Here is an 18,320-nt window from a genome sequence, read left to right on the forward strand (position 1 = left end):
GCTGCCTATCTTTTTTTACCACAAGTTGCCTCAATCCTTACTAGCTATGGGTTTGGGGTGGGTTGTCACCCCCCCAGCAAAAAATGAGTGAAATTGCTATTAGTATTATGCCACATCGGATGACAACCATTAAGTTGGTTTGTAGTGAGGAATTTAATCCTCATAAAATTCTGAGCACTTCCGTCGTCACTACAAACCTATAACGGTGATTTTACCGGAAATTATATAATACCTCGATCGCCTACACCGAATTATTATGCTGCGCCACACTCATCTGTTACACAACTTTTCAACTTGAGACTTCACTTGATTTTTCCAGCTTGGTTTCCCGCACAAACAAGAAAAGCGGGAAAGCACAGGAAAACGAAACAAGCACACCCAGAAGTATATACAGCCCTACAAAACTTATATCCAATCGTTTTGACTCAGCGTACATCCAAGTGCTTCCTGCTACAGTTGCGATAAACAAATCTAAACTTACCGATTTCGCAGCAAGATTAGCCGAACTCTCATTTACAAAGTCCAGGAAGCCAGCATTGCTAAAAAACTGCAAGTTATAGTACCAAGGCAGCACAAGCCCCAGAATTGCTAGGACGAGATAAATGATTCGCTTAACGCTCATAATTACCCTACCTGTTCGTTGAGCAACTGTATTAGCCTACTCGCTAACAACCAATCCTTACTTCTTCTGCGGGCACTTGGGATGAATCCCCCCCTGCAAACAAATGTAAGCAATTTGAGTTTTATCTAAATTCTTAGCCTCCCCAAAATCAACTCCTAGGAATCTACCGGATTTACTACCAGTCGGATTTTGAATAAATTGATCCGAAGCTGCCTTCCCCAGAAACACAGCGCCTTTAAAATCCGCTCCCGCTAAATTCGCGCCCCTAAAATCAACCGAACTCACCTCTGCATTCCGAAAATTGGCATCTTGCAACCGAGCATCTTTTAAATTCACGTTGGCGAGTTTAGTCGAAGTCAAATTGGCATTTTGTAAGTTTGCGCCGCTCAAATCAGCACCGGATAAATCAGCACCTTGCCATTCCGATTTAGACAAATTTGTCAAGGACAACTGAGCGCCTTGAGCCTTCACTTTGCCCAAACGTGCACCTGACAAATCCGCTCGCGACAAATTCGCGCTTCCTATATCGGCTCCGGTAAAACGGGCATTTTTTAACATTGCTTCCTGTAAATTTGCTCCAATTAAAATAGCACTGCTGAAATTAGCTGAATTCAAATTGCCGTTTGACAAATTAGCTTTGTTCATGACAGCGCGCACAAAATTAGTCCCGTTCATTACAGCACTGTTCAAAGACGCCCCGACCAAATTTACTCCTTCCAAATTAGCGCCGCTCAAGTCAGAAATCCAATCGTCAAAGGTAGCCGGACGCCTGTCTTCGCCGGTGCCGTAAAAGCGAGTTCCCTGCAAGCTGGCATTGGTTAAATTGGCATTTCTCAACTTAATTCCCGACAAGTCAACTTTGTTTAAAACTAAAGTAAACTGAGATGGGCCGGCAGGACTTTGAGCTAAATCCGTGCGGCTGAGATCCGCGCCGTTGAGCTGGCTGCTATACACTGTGAGAATTTTGCCGATCGCCCTTTGTACTGTTCGCTGGCGGGCGGCCGCTAACTCGCGTTCGGGGGCCTTGCCGCCAAACCGCAGGGAATCGAGGTCGTTGCTGAGGGCCTGATTCAACCGCTGCAACTCAGGCAAAGCTTTCGGGCCACTACTGACTAAAGCTTGCTGGATCGCGTCCAGCATGGCGCGGTTGTCTTCTTGAGCGAGCAAATCCGCTAGCAAAGGTACGGCGCGGGAGTCTTCCACGGCCCCCAAAGCCAAAATGCCCGATCGCCTGCCGGATGCCCCCAAGGCCGATGTGGGAGACAATTTGCTGACTAAAGCTACAAATAATTCGTCGTTCCGCTGCCGGGAATCCCGCATATTTGCTTGACTTTGAGTGTAGATGAGAGTGCCGACAAACAAAGTTAAAATCAATCCCGCGCTGCCGATGATAACTATCACTAAAGTTGTGCCTGGGTGTTGGCGCATCCAATTCCACAAACTGGCATTTGTTTTCAGGCCGCTTTGTGGAGTCACAACCAAAGCCGCAATCTGCGCGTCTTCCTCAGTCCAATCTGGACTCTTGACAGGATTGTCAGACAGTTGATGGGATCGAGCGTTGACGACCAAAGTATTCGCGAGGCGATCGTGTCCCGTTTGCCGTTTGTAGCGCCATGCAAAAGCCCCGTCTGCGAGCACTGCCAAGCCGCTGAGCCCCCCTAAAATCAGCAAATCAGGAAACGCTCCCGTCAAGCGCCAAATGCCGTAAGCGACGCCCAGAGGCACTCCCCAGCGCCCCAAACTTTCGCGAATTAGCACTTGCCCAAAACCCGGAGGAGTACCCGACGCGGTGACAACTTTGACGCCGAACCAGCGTTTGGGGATAGTTTGACCGGTTCTGGCGAGCAAAAACAGTTGCCACCCCGCTAAAACTGCCGGTGCCAGCAGGGCCCCTGACCAGAATAGATTAGTTAGGGGTGCGACTCTGGGGCTGCGATCGCGCACGGGTATGCCCAAGGTACGGGCGACGGTTTCGGATGCTGCTGCTACTGAGGAATTGAGCGGCACGGTTTGAGATTCATTGTTGACTAATGCCCCGATACTGAAGGGAACGAGGGCGCTGGCCGCAAGTAACGAAATTTCCACTGCCCAAGCGCCGCACCTGCGAACCAGCAGTGGCATTTGCTTGGATTGTGTTTGCCAAGACGGATCGGGTTGATTGATGCCGCTGGGCGCGGTGGGGTTAGCCATATTTAGAAATTCCTATTATTTGTCGTTAGTTGGAGGAATCAGGAGATATTGCCAATTTATCAGAAATTTGGGTTTAAAACCCCGTCCTTGGCTTGACGGCTTTCTATTGGATGAGCGTGAATTTACGCTTGGCAAAGCAACCCCAAACCAGGTTATAATTAAGTTGTCAGGGTGAAACTCCATTGCCATCGTGAAACAGTTGAGACACACTTTCAGGCATAAATTTAGGGGCAAAGAGCGGCGAAAACTCTTAAAACAGCTAGGGATAAAAAAATAATATCCCAATACCAGAGAACCAAATACTTTGTTGACTACTGAAGTAAGGCGGGGCACGCCTGAACTCTAGGTTCATATCCTAGTACGCTTGGGGAGATAGACCCTCTGGGATTAACTAAGTTAAGCTCGTCAATTGGTGGTATTCCACGGTTGAAAGGTTTAAGTATTGCCGTAAGGATAGTGAGTAGTAAGGTCAGTCGTGGAGCCAAGAATCACCTCGCCTTTAGGACGGTCGGTGAGTGTCAAACGCTATGTAGATTAGCACTCCGAGAACGGCAAGAGTCATCAGGGCGGAAATTAGCTTTACGATGCTATTGAAGACTGTCAGGACAATTATCGCTCCGACGGCAAAGGCTGCCACCTGCCCCGGTTTGGGGAGTCTTTGAAACTTGTCCAGTAATTGATTGTAGAAGGTTCCGACGGCTTGATAGCTGTCTGGATTTTGTGTGATGAGTGGCGATCGTTCTACTTTAGCTTTTAGTTCTCCGAGCGCTTGCTGCCAATTGAAGTTATTTTGAGGATTCATAAAAAAATTCGGAAGTTAGTTTAGATTAAGGTGTTTGGAACCGCCATTATCCTCTACCGTCAAAGAACTAGAACCAAATGCCATTGTGTGAGGAAACATGAAGATCCATTATCCGGGCGATCGCGGCAAACTGTGGTTTAGCTCGATCGTGACCCTAGCCTTGGCAATGATTTTAGCGGATGCCGGTGCCCTTCGGAGCCAACCGCTACAAATTGCTCCGGGATTTCCCGAACCGCTGGGAGTTTCGGGAGTTTCCGGCGGCCCGAACAATAGCGGCGACTGCGGTTTTGTGTCCCAAGGGCCGAACCACGTCATCGAAGTAACGCAGGATTTGCCTTACTGGCGGATTGCAGTACAAACCGCTGGAGCTCCGAGTTTGATGATTCAGGGGCCGAGGGGGCGTTTCTGCGTGCTGCCGGCGAATGCTGCTGCGGGGAATGTAGAATTTTCCGGTTATGGGGACAAGGGGACTTATGTTATTTTTGTGGGCGATCGAGCGCAAGGTCAACACCCTTACTCTCTCTCTATTTCCCAAAAGCGAAATTAAAAATACAACGGAATTAGGACGCTTGCTGTGATAAAATGGCTTTTTGGCGATCGTAAATAAGCCGGATTTCTGACAGCCAGTGCGTGGACTAGGGATTTCATATCAATTTTGTATTTGGTCTTTAACCCACTTGCGAAACAATCTGAGAGTTTGACTCGTACCCACTGTTTGGCTTTGTTCGCAATATTGAGAAATAGCTTCAATAATTGGTAGATTGGGAAAAGTCGGACTAATTTCTGCTTCAACATATTTCCCATCTTGAAGCACATTAATCTGAAGCTTCTTATTTTCATAGCGCCAGATTTCAGGTACTCCCAAAGCTTCGTAAGCGTCCAGTTGAGTCTTGGAAGTTATATCGACTTCAATTGCTAAGTCAGGCGGCGGATCGACAGTTAAGTCTATCCGCTTTTTACCAATCATTAGAGCATAATTCTGAATGTAAAAGCAGTTGTCAGGTTCAATTCCTTGTAACATACTTTTTCGCTTAAAAGTCGTCGAACCAAAACATTCTCGATCAATTTCAAGTTCTTCGAGTAATATTTTTACCATATCGCCAATGATTTCCTTATTGAATTCATGTTCTGGTAGTGGCATCCTAATCTCCAAAGTTCCTTGACTGTAAGCTATTCTAGCGCCACGGTGTTCTCCCAACTCTTCTAAAATTGCTTCAAATTCCTGCCAGTTGACATCATCTAACAGCACTCTATGTCCAGGTGGTACAATGATTTGTCTTAATTGCAGCGTTACCATTTCAACCTCCGATTTATTTAAGTTTATGATAACTTGTCTGTATCGGTAATTGGGCATTGGGAAACAGTCAGCTTTGTAGTGAGGACTTCAGTGATCAAAGCCTGATTTGTTCTCTAACCCACTTCCGAAACAATCTGAGAGTTTGACTCGTACCCACTGTTTGGCTTTGTTCGCAATATTGAGAAATAGCTTCAATAATTGGCAGATTGGGAAAAGTCGGACTAATTTCCGATTCAACATATTTCCCATTTTGAAGCACATTAATCAGAAGCTTGTTATTTTCATAGCGCCAGATTTCAGGTACTCCCAAAGCTTCGTAAGCATCGAGTTGAGTTTTGGAAGTTAGATCGACTTCAATTGCTAAGTCTGGCTGCGGATCGACAGTTAAGTCGATCCGCTTTTTGCCAATCATTAGAGCATAATTGGGAATGTAAAAACATTCATCAGGCTCAATTCCTTGTAACATACTTTTTCGCTTGAAAGTCGTCGAACCAAAGGGTTCAAAGTCGATTTCTAGTTCCTCAAACAGAATTTTCACTAAATAGCCAATAATGATTTTAGCTTTCTCATGTTCGGGTAGTGGCATCCTAATCTCCAAAGTTCCTTGACTGTAAGCTATTCTAGAGCCACGGTGTTCTCCCAACTCTTCTAAAATTGCTTCAAATTCCTGCCAGTTGACATCATCTAACAGCACTCTATGTCCAGGTGGTACAATGATTTGTCTTAATTGCAGCGTTACCATTTCAACCTCCGATTTATTTAAGTTTATTATATAGCGGTTCTCAAGCGTGGTGAGGTATGCCCACGGAGGCCACGGAGGCCACGGAGGCCACGGAGGCCTATGCCCATGAGTCCCTTATCTTTCTGAGAAAGGCTATAACTGATACAATCTTTTAAGTTGAGGGGTGTACAGCGCCCCCTGCACTTAATTGACTGGTAACTATCGCAAAAAATCGAGCTGTCTAATCTGCGTTTTTTTGCTGCGTGTACAGTTCCTTAAATTTGCGCTGCTGCTCGTTGTGATCTACGATCGGAGAGGGATAATGAAGAAGTCGGCGTTCTAAAGGCGAAATATTTCCTGTTAGCAAAACTTTAGTATCAACGCGGCGCAATTCTGGAACCCAGTGCCGAATATATTCCCCTTCCGGGTCGAATTTCTGAGCTTGACTGGCGGGATTGAATATTCGCAAAGGTTTCGGGTCCATGCCGCTAGATGCGCTCCACTGCCAGCCGCCGTTGTTAGCAGAAAGGTCGGCATCTATCAATTTTTGCATGAAGTATTTTTCACCCCACTGCCAGTTAATAATTAAATCTTTGGTGAGGAAACTGGCGACTATCATGCGGCAGCGATTGTGCATCCAAGCTGTCTGATTTAACTGCCGCATTGCTGCATCGATAATAGGATAGCCAGTTTTGCCTTTACACCAAGCTTGAAACAGCTTTTCATCGTTCTCCCAAGGAAAGTCTTTGAATGCTTGACGGTAGGGGCCGTCTGCTAATTCTGGGAAGTTATACATGGCGTGTTGGTAAAATTCTCGCCACGCTATTTCCTGTTGCCAAGTGCGGATGCTTGTAGACGCTTCTTCGCTGCGGCAAGTGTCCATTACTATCTGGGTAGCTTGCCAAACAGTGCGGATGCCAATTGCACCAAATTTGAGGGCTGCGCTGAGTTGGGATGTGCCGTTAATGGCGGGGAAATTGCGCTGTTCTTGATATTGGTAAATTGCCCGATCGCAAAATTCTTCTAATTTTTGTTGGGCTGCATCTTCTCCGGGTTCTATTACTAATGGGTTTTCCCAAATAAATCCCAAACTAGAGGCTGTTGGCACTGTTTCCATTGCACCTGCTTGGTTGGCGATTGCTTGTTCTTCGGCGGTTAATCCGGTCATTAATTCCAGATAAGTTATCGGCAGTGTCTCTACTGGTTGGGCTTTGGGTTTACTGTTCCATTTTTTCCAAAATGGTGTATAAACTGTGTAGGGAGTCCCTGTACCGCTGCGAATTTCATCTGGGGCGTGCAGGAGTTGATCCCAGAAATTTTGAACTTGAATTCCTGCTTGTTGGAGGGCGTTTGATACGGACTGATCGCGCTGTTTTGCGTAGGGTTCTACATCCCAGTTCCAAAATACTGCTTGAGCATTTATAGCTGTTGCTAATCTCGGTATTCCTAGAATCGGGTCATCTTGAATTATCAGCAATTGGCTGCCAGCTTCCCTATAACGCGAGGAGAGTTTTTGCAAGCAGCCGATCATGTATGTGACTCTAGCTGGCGCTACGTCATCCCGATTTAGGATATTGCGATCGAGACAAAAAATTCCGACTACTTTCGGGCTTTGCTGGCGCGCTGCTGCCAGTCCGATGTTGTCAGAAATACGCAAGTCGCGGCGGTGCCAAAATAAAATTAGATTGGATATATCGGACATTCGATTTTAGATTTTAGATTTTAGATTTTAGATTTTACAGTTCTGGACACAAGCGGGTTCAAAAACCCGGTTTCTAAGTTAAGATTTCTCGGTTTGATGCACGATTTTTCTCTGGAACCGGGTTTTTTCCGTCACTCCTATTTAAGTCAAAAATGGACGGGCTAAGAAAAAGCTAGAAATAGATTTTGCATCAATGGGTTCCCCAGCTAAGATAGCTTTTTCTAATTCTTCAGGGGTGAATAAAACTGTCTCCATGTCTTCGTCATCGTCTTGTGCTGGCGGCTTTTCCAGTTTTTCCAAATCTTGGGCTAAGAAAGCATAAATGATTTCGTCGGAATAACCGGGGGCGAGAAAAAATTGCCCTAATTTCCGCCATTTTCCGGCGCGATATCCGGTTTCTTCTTCGATTTCGCGTTTGATAGTTTCGGCGGGATTTTCATTGATTTCTACCGTACCAGCGGGAAATTCTAAAATTCGCCCTTTTGTGGCAAAGCGATATTGGCGTACCAAGACGAGTTTACCTTCGGGTGTGACGGGAACTGCAAGTGCTCCGCCTGGGTGGCGAATACATTCCCACTCGCCTTCGGAACCGTTGGGAAGACGGAGGGTGGCTACGTCAAAGTTGAATTTGCGCCCTTGGTAAAATAGGCGTTGTTTGAGGAGTTGGGGTAGTTCTTGACCGATCGACATAAGCGACAAGCGAATAATGTTAGCGTGCACCGATTTAAGACATCATAGGCGATCTGATAGGATTTTAGATTTTAGATTTTAGATTTTAGATTGGGAATGACTGATAGCTATCACAGTTTGCAGCTTTTACGGTTGCATTTTTGTTAAAACTGGTACGATCCGTGAATTGTACTCACTTTTTACAGTTGCAATTTTTGCACTCCCGAACAGTCTGCGGTTTGCAGGAGTTGGACGATCGCACTTTTCGTCACCGGATGCACCCAATCCGGGGCAATTTCTGCTAAAGGTACTAATACAAAAGCTCTTTCGGTCATCCGGGGATGAGGTAGAGTCAGTGTCGGAGTTTCTAGGATTAAATTGTCGTACAGCAGCAAATCTAGGTCTAGGGTTCTTGGCCCCCATTTTTCTCTGCGAATTCGATTAAATTTTATTTCAATTTCTAATAAAGCTGCTAGCAATTGTTCTGGTTCTAGTGCCACTTCTAGGATGGCGCAGGCGTTGATGTAATCGGGTTGCGGCGGCCCAACGGGGGCGGTTTGATACCAGCTTGAATGGGATTTTACTGCTATTCCTGGGGTGTTGTTGAGGGTTACGATCGCGCTAGAGAGTGTGGCGAGGGAGTCGCCTAAGTTGCTACCGAGGGCGATCGCACATTTTGTTAGTTTCATTGAAGGAAGAAGGAAGAAGGAAGAGGGAAGAAGGAAGAAGCGAGAGGGAAAAAGTAAGAAGAAAGAAGGATTTAGTTATCTAGCCTACAAGCCCTATTGTCGGCAAAATCTGATTATACAAAATATTATTTTAATCAGAACTTAATAAGGTGTTAATTTTTATTTATTATGATTTACAAGTGTCAGCATTTAGTTGAAAAAATAATGAGTTTGCACCGACGCTTATTTTCAGCCGGGATTTTGGCAACGGTCATTTTTACCGCAAATATATCAGTATCTTTAGCAGAAACTAAGGAAAGCTATCTTACGCTAGATGCGGACGGCAGTCAATCTTTTGCGAGTTTAGTGCAGCAGGCGGAAGATTTAGCGAAAGAGTCGATCGCCCGCGAGTTTCAAGAAAATCCGGCATTAACAGAAGTTACAGTCATCATTACAGCCGATCGCAGCCGACAAAGAGTTCCTGTTTTGCGATCGAGAGTATCCCGCCGCGACTGGCAACAAGATGCGAGAATCGAACAATGGACTAGATATTTTGCCGATGCTCAATTGCTGCTGGGATTCAGAAACGGCAATATTTCGTCCGCAAATTCTGGATCTTCGCAAGTGAGGAATGTACCTCCGCCTAGTCGATCGACATTCCGAGAAAATGATCCGGGTTTTCGAGATGATTGAAATCGGGCATCGGCCAAACAGGGCATTGGGCATCGGGCAAACAGGGCATTGGTCGCAAACAACAAATAACCAATTATTAACCTAAATATCTCCCAATTTTAATTAACCTTCAGGTTAACTTCCCTTAATTTAATAGTGATAGAGTTTCATACGGAATCATCTGATTAGGGAAGTTGGGCTGAACAGGAATTTATGTCTAAAATAACTCGCCGACAACTGCTAATTTTCTTCGGCAGCAGTGCAGCTACCACTGTGCTTGCCCCTCAAGTAACTAAAACACTATTCGGCATCAATTCCACCTCGGCAGAAGCTTTAGTTTCGCTATCTTTCACTCCGTTAAGACTTCCCCACCCGCTGCCAATTTATCGAGAACTGCCCAGCTTCATGGCGATGGCGCCGGGGGGACAGGGAACCGTGATGGCTGCCTCGCAGGATACTAGATTAACGAGTTACAGCGTTGTTGACGATGTGGTTGTGCCGCCGGAATACGAACGTTACGTGATTGTCCGCTGGGGGGATCGAGTTTTCCCCAATCCGGCAGACTATTTCGGCTACAACAACGACTACACCGGCTTTGTAGGCCTTCGCGGCAGCAATGACGACGGTTATCTCTGGGTTAACCACGAGTATGTAGGTTTCCCGATGTCGAAAGTGGCGCCGGAAGCGCCGTCCGATCTGGCACCATTTCCCACAACCGATCGCGCCGTCCTCGGTATAGACTTATCGGTCAAGAATCAGGCTACCCTCGGCGAATTTCTGTACAATCTCGGTGGTTCGATCGTCCGCATCACCAAACAGTCTAACGGTAGATTTCAGGCGATCGCCGGCGACCCCCTCAACCGACGCATTCACGGACTTTCCGGCCTCGGCATCAACAGCCAGCGTACCGACAAATACAAAGATGTCACCTCCTGGGGCACCAGACAAGGCGATAACGAGTACCTCACCGGCACGGGCCCGGCCGCTACCCAAGTCTTCGCGCAAGTCAACACCGACGGACTCGGCAACCGCATCATCGGTACAGCTTACAACTGTTCCGGCGCCACAACCCCGTGGGGCACAATCCTCTCCGCCGAAGAAAACTTCCAAGGTAGCGAACTATTCTTCGTGGGAGTTCAGGAAAACATCAAACCCAACGGCGGCCAAACGGGCTACGCCAAGGGCACTATCGGTGAGGAATTCGGCTTAGTCGGCGAAAAATACGGCTGGATGGTAGAAGTCGATCCCCTAGATCCGAGTTTCCGCCCCCGGAAGCACACATGGTTGGGCCGTTTCCGCCACGAAAACGTCGGGATTCGCGCTGAAGCAGGTCGCAAGTTAATAGGGTACATGGGGGACGATCGGCGGGGCGGACACACCTGGAAATTTGTCAGCAACGGTACTGTCACCAATCCCGCAGATAAAAACAACAGCCGATTGTTTGAAGATGGGGTTTTGTACGTTGCCCAATACAACCGCAACGGTACTGGAAGATGGCTGCCACTGACATTAAATGCCCAGACAAATCCGGTGCGTCCTTCTAAAGTTGGCGAGGCGGAATTAGCAAGTTTTGGCAAAGCTCAAAGAGATGCAAATACTCGCTTGCCCAAACGCGCCGGAATTGCTGGTCAAACCGAAGACGGCGGTTCTTTTGTAGTAGATACAACCAATGAAGCAACAGCAATTCCGGGCTACCAGAATAAAACTCTGGCTAATTTCTACAGCAGCCAAGGTGCGGTGTTAGTTGATGCTTTCTTAGCTGCTAATTTGATTGGTGGCACTCCGACGGCGCGCCCGGAAGATTTGGAAGTTAATCCTACTACTAAGGAAGTTTTCATTGCTTATACGGACGCAGCACCCGGAAGCGACGGCTATCCAGATTCTCGCATTTTTACTGTTGCTAAATACGGTAGCGCCGTCAACAGCACCCAGCAGTCGGGAGGACTTTACAAAATAATTGAAGACAGTCCCGACGGTGCAGGTTTGACGTTCCGCTGGCAGCGTTTGGCTCAAGGCGGAGAAGCGGGTTCGGTAGCTGGGGCGGGATTTGCTAGTGTAGACAATTTGGCTTTTGACACTCAAGGCAATGTTTGGGGCGTGACTGATATGTCTACGAGCACGCACAACGGTTTTGATGTCGGTGCGGCTGGAAAGCCAACGACGATCGACCACAAGAAGACTGGAAATGTGTCAGAGTTTACTGGAGTTTTCGGCAACAATTGGCTGTTTTATATTCCGACTTCGGGGCCGAATGCAGGAACAGTAATTCCGTTTGCTTACGGGCCGAATCGGTGCGAAATGACGGGGCCGACTTTTGTGGGAGATACCCTCTTGCTTGCGGTGCAGCATCCTGGGGAAGATTGCCCGATCGATGATGGTACTGTACTGAGTCGGCAAATTGAAATGTTGGATTTGAACGGTGCTGTTTTCAATCAGACTCGGAGTGTGTCTCGCGGCAGTTTGTGGCCGAGTAATATTGAGAATGATCGGCGTCGTTCGCCGATGCCGTCGGTGATTGGAATTCGTCGGGTGCGATCGACTACAACGGGTCAGTTTGTTTAAATCTCACATCTTGCACCATTCTCAAGAACAGGCTTTTCGGCCTGTTCCACAAGAAAATTCACTCTTTGTGGAACAGGCATCTTGCCTGTCCATAAAAAGCTTATTGAGAATGGTGCAACATCTCAGTTTAAATTGGACTTACGCATCGGGGCCCAGAAACCGAGTTTTTTACGAATCGGGAGTAAGATTAAATGAACCGCGAGGCACGCGGAAGCGAAGAAAGAGAAAGAATAAGATACTGTTCTTTCTTCGCGCTCTTCGTGTCTTCGTGGTTCGTTCAAATACTAAAAAAAATTGCTACAATAATTAGGATCGCGAATTAAATAACTTACAATTTTAATTGTTATGGTGGGATGGGCGTCCCGCCCGTCCTTTTTGGACGGGCGGGACGCCCATCCCACAAACTTGTGGAAGTTATTTAATTCTCATTCCTTAATATCAAATCCCTTGACAGGGAAATTTTTAAGAAAATTGTACTTGGCGATATAAATCGGCGATCGCAATTTCTAGATTCACCGATTCAAGTTGCAAGGAATCGCCTAAACCATACTCGAAGAGAACCCATTGCCCCTGTTGATTGCGCCGAAATATCTCTACTCCTGGCTGTTCAACTTGCACTAAGACATACTCTTGCAGTGTTGAAAATTGGCGGTATTTAGCAAATTTAATGCCGCGATCTGCTGCTTCTGTGGAAGGCGATAAAACTTCGATAATTAAGGAAGGAAATTGCACTAATTGCGGATCGTTATCGCGATCGTCGCAAGTTACCACAACATCAGGATAAAAATATTTTTGCCCTCGTTCCACTTGGACTTTGACATCCGCGATGTAAGGTTCGCAAGGGCGATCGACAAGGGCATCATCTAGGATTCTGAAGAAATTTCCTGAAATTCGATTGTGATTGCGGGTGCCCCCACTCATGGCGACGACTTCGCCATCCCAATACTCGTAGCGTTCCTCTTGGGTGGGTTCCCAAGCCAGGTATTCTTCTGCACTCATCGATGGGCGATCGGGTAAGGCAACCATAATGCGATCGGGAATGAAGTATGTTTCTAGAATAACTTGAAGAAAAAGGTTGCTGCGGTTGCCCCGAGTGATGGGGGCGGGTACTCTTGGGGTTTCCGTACTTAGTGTGCTTAAATATTAGTTTAAGGAGCCAAAAACTAAACTACGTCTGAATTGACGGAAAAGCTGAATTTATCTCGCCATCTCAAAACCGATATCAGAGGCTTTGATTCCTCTGATTTAGATATTCCTCAAGCCTCCTGGGTCTGACGGGTTGTCAGCCCGTCAGGGACTAAATTCCTCATGTAAGTCACTGTAATTGATTAACTTCGATCGTACCAACTTTGCAGCGCCAAGCGGTGAACTTCCCGCCAGCTAATATTTTTAAGTCTGGCAATCTCCGCGCAATCTTCGTATTCCGGCTGTACATTAACAATCGTTTGTCCAGACTTCGCAACTTTTATCTTGACTTCGCCGTATTCGGTTTTAACTGTCTGGATTTCTCGATGTAAAATAGTTCTTTGTTGAGTCGATCGCCTAATTCCCAAAGTAGTAGTCTCGCGAAAGATCACAGCTTCGCAAGCCTCCTCAAATTCTGGATGACAAATCGCAGTTAACAAAACCCCCAGCCGCGACTTTTTCATCACAATTGGGGCAGTAAAAACATCCAGAGCTCCGGCGGCAAACAAAGCATCAAAAACATAGCCGATCGCCTGCGGACTCAAATCATCAATTTGCGTTTCCAATACCGCAATAGTTTCTATGGAATTGGTAATTGGTAATTGGGAATCGGGAATGGGGAATTGGGAATTAGTAGCCGTCTTTCTCCCACTCTCCCACTCTCCCCCTCTCCCCCTCTCCCCCTCTTGCTTCTCCCCAATCCAGAGGCGCAAAATATTAGGAATTGCCAGCATTCGAGAACCTGCACCCAAACCGATCGCCTGAATTTGCATCGACGGTGGCGGGCCGAAACTAGCGGCGAGAGTACAGGCGATCGCAGTTCCCGTAGGAGTGCACAATTCGCGATCGATCCCATTGCTATAAACCGGCACTCGGTGCGTTTCCCACAACCGCATCACCGCCGGCGTCGGCACCGCTAATCGGCCGTGGGCCGCCTTCACCGTACCTGCACCAGTCGGCATCGCCGAAAAGTAAAACTCCTGAATATCCAACCAATCCAAACCCAAACAAGTACCGACAATATCAATAATTGCATCCGTCGCCCCCACCTCGTGAAAGTGAACCTCGCTTGCGGGGATACCGTGTACGGCACCTTCTGCCTCTGCTAATTTGCGAAATACGGCCAAACTCCAAGCTTCCACGCGCGGAGGCAATTTTGCAGAGACGATGATGTGCTCAATTTCGGGCAAATTGCGGTGATGACTGTGGCTAATTTCGGCATCTGCTTCCCCGTGACTGTGAGAATGTTCTTCCCCGTGATGATGGTGGTGGCGGGCGTCAAAAGTCGGGGATTCCGTTTCCGAGGGATCGAGTTCGGTAGCGGGATTTTCAGGTTTTAACGACAAATCCGCAGCTAAATCTACATAAAATTTAGTTGCTTGTTGAGTATTCCGGTGGACTAATTCCGTCCGCAACTGGTACTCTGTCGAAATGCCGAGCAAATTGAGTTTTTCGATTAGGTAGTCTAAAGGAACGCCGGCGTGGATGAGAGCTCCGATGCACATATCGCCAGCAATGCCGGTTGGACAGTCAAAATAAGCTATTTTATTCATTGTTAACAATTAATTTTTAGCATTGATTGTTTCACTCGATATTTCGATCGCCCACTTAGCCTGCAATATCTTAACATGGCAACTATTTACGAAGTGCATCCAGTTGCACCCCAAAGAGACCGGATCGAGAAAATTAACAAATCTCTAAAAGATGGGGCAGTGATGCTTTATCCGACAGATACAGTTTATGCGATCGGCTGCGATCTCAACTCCAAGTCTGCGGTAGAACGAGTCAGGCAGATCAAGCAACTATCCAATGATAAGCCTTTAACGTTCCTGTGTTCCTCGCTGTCAAATATCACCGACTATGCTACAGTCAGCGATGAAGCATACAGAATTATCAAGCGGTTAATACCTGGGCCTTATACATTTCTGCTGCCAGCTACCAAGTTAGTGCCACGGTTGGTAATGAACCCAAAACGGAAAACCACTGGAATTCGCGTTCCCGACCAGCGGCTTTGTTTTACACTGTTGGAAGCCTTGGGAAATCCAATTATTTCAACATCCGCTAACATTACCACGGATGATGAAGGTGCAGCACCCGTGCCAGCAGGAAAAGCAGAAAGTTTTGGCAAAGCTGAACTTTTTGACTGTTTTTCAAAGTTAGTAGATGTCATTGTCGATGACGGTTCCGATCCGGGATATCAAGTTTCTACCATTCTCGATTTGACACAAAGCGAACCGATTGTTGTTCGTCGCGGTTTGGGTGCGGAAGCTGTCGCCGTTTGGGAAGATTAAAATTTGAGGATGCTTTCGCTTCTCCAACAGTCCGCCGGGGGTTCAAAACCCCCGTCTCATAGCGAAAGTCCTCTCAAAGAGGACTGTTAAATATAGCGGTTATGGTATTGAATTTAATTAAGCTCAGTCCTATATTTTAAAAAATTGACAATTATCAGAGGAGCAATCGCTATCAGTAGATATTAGATATTATTTCTATTTGAACTCATCGCCACTTATGTTATTCCTCCCTAATTTTCACAGTCGTCTTAAGACGACTTCAGCTATGAGCCAGGGAATTAATTCCCTGGCGGCCTGTCGGAATCGCCAGCTAACAAACCTGCGGAAAAAACCTAAGCCTCTACCTTAACTCCTTTCCAAAAAGCAATATATCCGGCAATATTTTTAGCAGCATCTTTTGGAGTAGGATAGTACCACGCAGCATCTTTATTCACTTGTCCGCCGACTTCGACACTGTAGTAACTAGCAACACCTTTCCAACCGCAAGTAGTGTGAGTGCTGCTGTCCTTGAAATACTCACGGTTGATGGCATCGGCGGGGAAATAATAGTTGTTGTCTACAATTTCGCACTTGTCGCTCTCGGCCAAAACGGCACCATTCCAAATTGCTTTCGGCATCAGTTTTTCTGCTTAAATTGAGATTCTCAATTATTGTAACTGTATTTGTGCTCAAAAGGCATAGAATAGTTGAGAAGCCAACAACCAACTACTGCTAATGTCAGCGTCTAATCCGCCAATATCTTCTGTGCCACTGTCCCTGGAACAAGCTCTTAAACATTTTTTTGGCTATGACTCTTTCCGTCCGGGACAGCAGGAAATTGTCGAAGCTGCTTTACAAAAACGGGATATGATGATTGTCATGCCGACGGGCGGTGGCAAGTCTTTGTGTTTTCAATTACCGGCACTGTTGAAACCGGGATTGACAGTGGTTGTTTCGCCGTTAATTGCTCTGATGCAAGACCAGGTGGAGGCTTTGCAGGATAATGGAATTGGGGCGACTTTTCTCAACAGCACTTTGAGCAGTCAGGAAACCCGATCGCGCGAAACAGCAATTCTCGAAGGTAAGATTAAATTGCTCTACGTTGCACCCGAACGCTTGCTGGGTGAGAGATTTTTACCGTTTTTAGATATAGTAGCAAATAAGTTAGGAATTTCGGCATTTGCGATCGACGAAGCCCACTGCGTTTCGGAATGGGGGCACGACTTTCGACCAGAATACAGGCAAATGCAGCGAGTGCGCGATCGATATCCCGACATTCCCATTATGGGACTAACCGCCACCGCCACCGAGCGCGTCCGCCAAGACATCATCCAGCAGCTAACTCTGCGAAATCCCTACATCCACGTCGCCAGCTTCAACCGCCCCAATTTATACTACGAAGTTCGCCCCAAAACCAAACACAGTTTTGCCGAAGTTTTGCAAATTATCCAAAAAAAAGGCGGTTCGGGAATTATCTATTGCCTCAGCCGCAAAAAAGTTGACGAAGTTGCCTATAAATTGCAACAAAGTGGCATCCAAGCCTTACCATACCACGCCGGCATGAACGATGTCGATCGCGCCACCAATCAAACCCGCTTCATTCGCGACGACGTGCAAGTAATGGTAGCCACAATAGCCTTCGGTATGGGCATTAACAAACCCGACGTGAGGTTTGTAATTCACTACGACTTACCCAAGAATCTCGAAGGATACTATCAAGAATCCGGCCGCGCAGGCCGAGACAACGAACCCGCCCATTGCAGCTTATTTTTTGGCTACGGCGATGTCAAAATGATCGACTACATCATCGAGCAAAAACCCGATCCGCAAGAACAACGAATTGCCCGCCAACAGTTGCGACGAGTAATCAACTATGCAGAATCCACCGAGTGCCGTCGCACAATTCAGTTAAGTTATTTTGGCGATTCATTCCCCGGAAACTGCGGTACTTGCGATAACTGTTGCAACAAAAAACCAGTAGAAGATTGGACGATTGAGGCAATGAAATTTCTTTCTTGCGTCGCGAGATGCCAAGAAAAATTCGGCATGAATCACATTATTGACGTGCTGCGCGGTTCAAAAAATCAAAAAGTATTGCAATACCAGCACCACCAACTTTCTACTTACGGAATTGGCAAAGATAGAAGTGCTGATGAATGGAAAAAGTTGAGTCGCTCGCTGTTAAATCAAGGTTTTTTAGAGGAAAGGACAGACGGGTTTCCCATTTTGAAACTGAATGAAAAAAGTTGGGAAATTATGAAACGTCAGCGCACAGTTGAAATCGCCATTGAACCGCAGCGGGAAGTACAGGGAAAAGTTCGGTCTTTGGCAGTAGAAGTAGAAGCTTTATTTAGCATACTGCGGACGCTACGCAAGCAAATTGCCGACGAACAATTTGTGCCACCTTACGTAGTTTTTGCGGATAAAAGCTTGCGAGATATGGCAGAAAAACGCCCGCAAAATCTCAGAGAATTTGAGGAAGTTTACGGTGTTGGTAGCAACAAGCGAGATAAGTACGGTAAGGTTTTCTTAGAGGCAATTCGCACTTTTTGCCAAGAACAAGGATTGCCAAGTGGTGCTGCATCTTCTGAGGTCGCTAATCTTCCCAATCTTTCCAACGTTGCGTCTTATTCGCAGATGCAAACCTGGGAATTATACCGACAAGGTTTGACAGTTCAAGGAATCGCCAATGCGCGGGGTATGAGTCCTAATACTATTTCTGGGCATCTGATAGAATTGATGGAAATGGGCAGGGAAGTTGATATAAATTTGTTGGTGGAATCGGAACGCCAGCAGGCCATAGTGTACGCAATTGAAGTTATGGGGGATGAAAAACTCAGAGCAATTTATGATTTCCTGGAAGAACGTTATACGTTTGAGGAAATTAAGTTTGTGCGCGCTTGGTGGCGGCAAAATTATGTCGGTTTTTGATGGCGACAAATTAGGTCTCTCTGTGCTAT

General features: G+C 46.6%; 16 protein-coding genes. 5 read left to right on the plus strand and 11 right to left on the minus strand.

The window, feature by feature from the left end:
- Window positions 1-289: 289 nt before the first annotated feature.
- From QUB24_RS27290 to QUB24_RS27300, 3 genes are all read right to left on the minus strand, one after another.
- Window positions 290-622 (minus strand): DUF2834 domain-containing protein, encoded by a 333-nt coding sequence (locus QUB24_RS27290; RefSeq protein ID WP_333156736.1) that lies wholly within the window; start codon window positions 620-622, stop codon window positions 290-292.
- Window positions 623-679: 57 nt separating this feature from the next.
- The gene (locus tag QUB24_RS27295) at window positions 680-2,812 is read right to left on the minus strand and encodes a pentapeptide repeat-containing protein (RefSeq protein ID WP_333156737.1); all 2,133 of its coding nucleotides are present in this window, start codon (window positions 2,810-2,812) and stop codon (window positions 680-682) included.
- A 499-nt stretch (window positions 2,813-3,311) separates the two neighbouring features.
- On the minus strand, window positions 3,312-3,614 hold the full coding sequence (locus tag QUB24_RS27300) for a hypothetical protein (protein WP_333156738.1): 303 nt from the start codon (window positions 3,612-3,614) through the stop codon (window positions 3,312-3,314).
- A 97-nt stretch (window positions 3,615-3,711) separates the two neighbouring features.
- Between QUB24_RS27300 and QUB24_RS27305 the strand changes: the two genes are divergently transcribed.
- Window positions 3,712-4,161 carry a hypothetical protein gene (locus QUB24_RS27305; protein ID WP_333156739.1) on the plus strand — a complete coding sequence of 150 codons (450 nt, stop codon included), beginning with the start codon at window positions 3,712-3,714 and terminating at the stop codon, window positions 4,159-4,161.
- Between the two features lie 102 nt (window positions 4,162-4,263).
- Here QUB24_RS27305 and QUB24_RS27310 read toward each other — a convergent pair whose 3' ends face one another.
- The 5 genes from QUB24_RS27310 to folK all read right to left on the minus strand — a co-directional run bounded on the left by QUB24_RS27310 (window position 4,264) and on the right by folK (window position 8,692).
- Window positions 4,264-4,911, minus strand: a complete 648-nt coding sequence (locus QUB24_RS27310; protein WP_333106357.1) for a Uma2 family endonuclease — start codon at window positions 4,909-4,911, stop codon at window positions 4,264-4,266.
- A 94-nt stretch (window positions 4,912-5,005) separates the two neighbouring features.
- A complete protein-coding gene (locus QUB24_RS27315; RefSeq protein WP_333156740.1) occupies window positions 5,006-5,653 on the minus strand; it encodes a Uma2 family endonuclease in 648 nt (215 codons plus the stop codon).
- A 220-nt stretch (window positions 5,654-5,873) separates the two neighbouring features.
- Window positions 5,874-7,325, minus strand: a complete 1,452-nt coding sequence (locus QUB24_RS27320; protein WP_333156763.1) for an FAD-binding domain-containing protein — start codon at window positions 7,323-7,325, stop codon at window positions 5,874-5,876.
- A 150-nt stretch (window positions 7,326-7,475) separates the two neighbouring features.
- Complete coding sequence (locus QUB24_RS27325; protein ID WP_333156764.1) at window positions 7,476-8,024, minus strand: NUDIX hydrolase; 549 nt, start codon at window positions 8,022-8,024, stop codon at window positions 7,476-7,478.
- Window positions 8,025-8,203: 179 nt separating this feature from the next.
- Complete coding sequence (gene folK / locus QUB24_RS27330; RefSeq protein WP_333156741.1) at window positions 8,204-8,692, minus strand: 2-amino-4-hydroxy-6-hydroxymethyldihydropteridine diphosphokinase; 489 nt, start codon at window positions 8,690-8,692, stop codon at window positions 8,204-8,206.
- A 168-nt stretch (window positions 8,693-8,860) separates the two neighbouring features.
- Here folK and QUB24_RS27335 point away from each other — a divergent pair, with 168 nt between their 5' ends.
- The gene (locus QUB24_RS27335; protein WP_333156742.1) at window positions 8,861-9,364 is read left to right on the plus strand and encodes a hypothetical protein; all 504 of its coding nucleotides are present in this window, start codon (window positions 8,861-8,863) and stop codon (window positions 9,362-9,364) included.
- A gap of 192 nt (window positions 9,365-9,556) precedes the next feature.
- A complete protein-coding gene (locus QUB24_RS27340) occupies window positions 9,557-11,905 on the plus strand; it encodes a PhoX family phosphatase (protein ID WP_333156743.1) in 2,349 nt (782 codons plus the stop codon).
- A gap of 462 nt (window positions 11,906-12,367) precedes the next feature.
- Here the strand turns inward: QUB24_RS27340 and QUB24_RS27345 are convergent, their stop codons facing one another.
- Both QUB24_RS27345 and larC read right to left on the minus strand, forming a co-directional pair.
- A complete protein-coding gene (locus tag QUB24_RS27345) occupies window positions 12,368-12,931 on the minus strand; it encodes a Uma2 family endonuclease (protein ID WP_333156744.1) in 564 nt (187 codons plus the stop codon).
- A 302-nt stretch (window positions 12,932-13,233) separates the two neighbouring features.
- Window positions 13,234-14,643: a nickel pincer cofactor biosynthesis protein LarC gene (larC, locus tag QUB24_RS27350; RefSeq protein ID WP_333156745.1), complete on the minus strand. Its 1,410-nt coding sequence runs from the start codon at window positions 14,641-14,643 to the stop codon at window positions 13,234-13,236.
- A 75-nt stretch (window positions 14,644-14,718) separates the two neighbouring features.
- Between larC and QUB24_RS27355 the strand changes: the two genes are divergently transcribed.
- Window positions 14,719-15,381 (plus strand): L-threonylcarbamoyladenylate synthase, encoded by a 663-nt coding sequence (locus QUB24_RS27355; RefSeq protein ID WP_333156746.1) that lies wholly within the window; start codon window positions 14,719-14,721, stop codon window positions 15,379-15,381.
- A gap of 332 nt (window positions 15,382-15,713) precedes the next feature.
- Here the strand turns inward: QUB24_RS27355 and QUB24_RS27360 are convergent, their stop codons facing one another.
- A complete protein-coding gene (locus QUB24_RS27360; RefSeq protein WP_190738299.1) occupies window positions 15,714-15,998 on the minus strand; it encodes a DUF427 domain-containing protein in 285 nt (94 codons plus the stop codon).
- 97 nt (window positions 15,999-16,095) lie between these two features.
- Here QUB24_RS27360 and recQ point away from each other — a divergent pair, with 97 nt between their 5' ends.
- A complete protein-coding gene (gene recQ / locus QUB24_RS27365) occupies window positions 16,096-18,291 on the plus strand; it encodes a DNA helicase RecQ (protein ID WP_333156747.1) in 2,196 nt (731 codons plus the stop codon).
- Window positions 18,292-18,320: the final 29 nt, after the last annotated feature.

The organism is Microcoleus sp. B9-D4 (genome assembly GCF_036705105.1).
Classification (GTDB): Bacteria; Cyanobacteriota; Cyanobacteriia; order Cyanobacteriales; family Microcoleaceae; genus Microcoleus.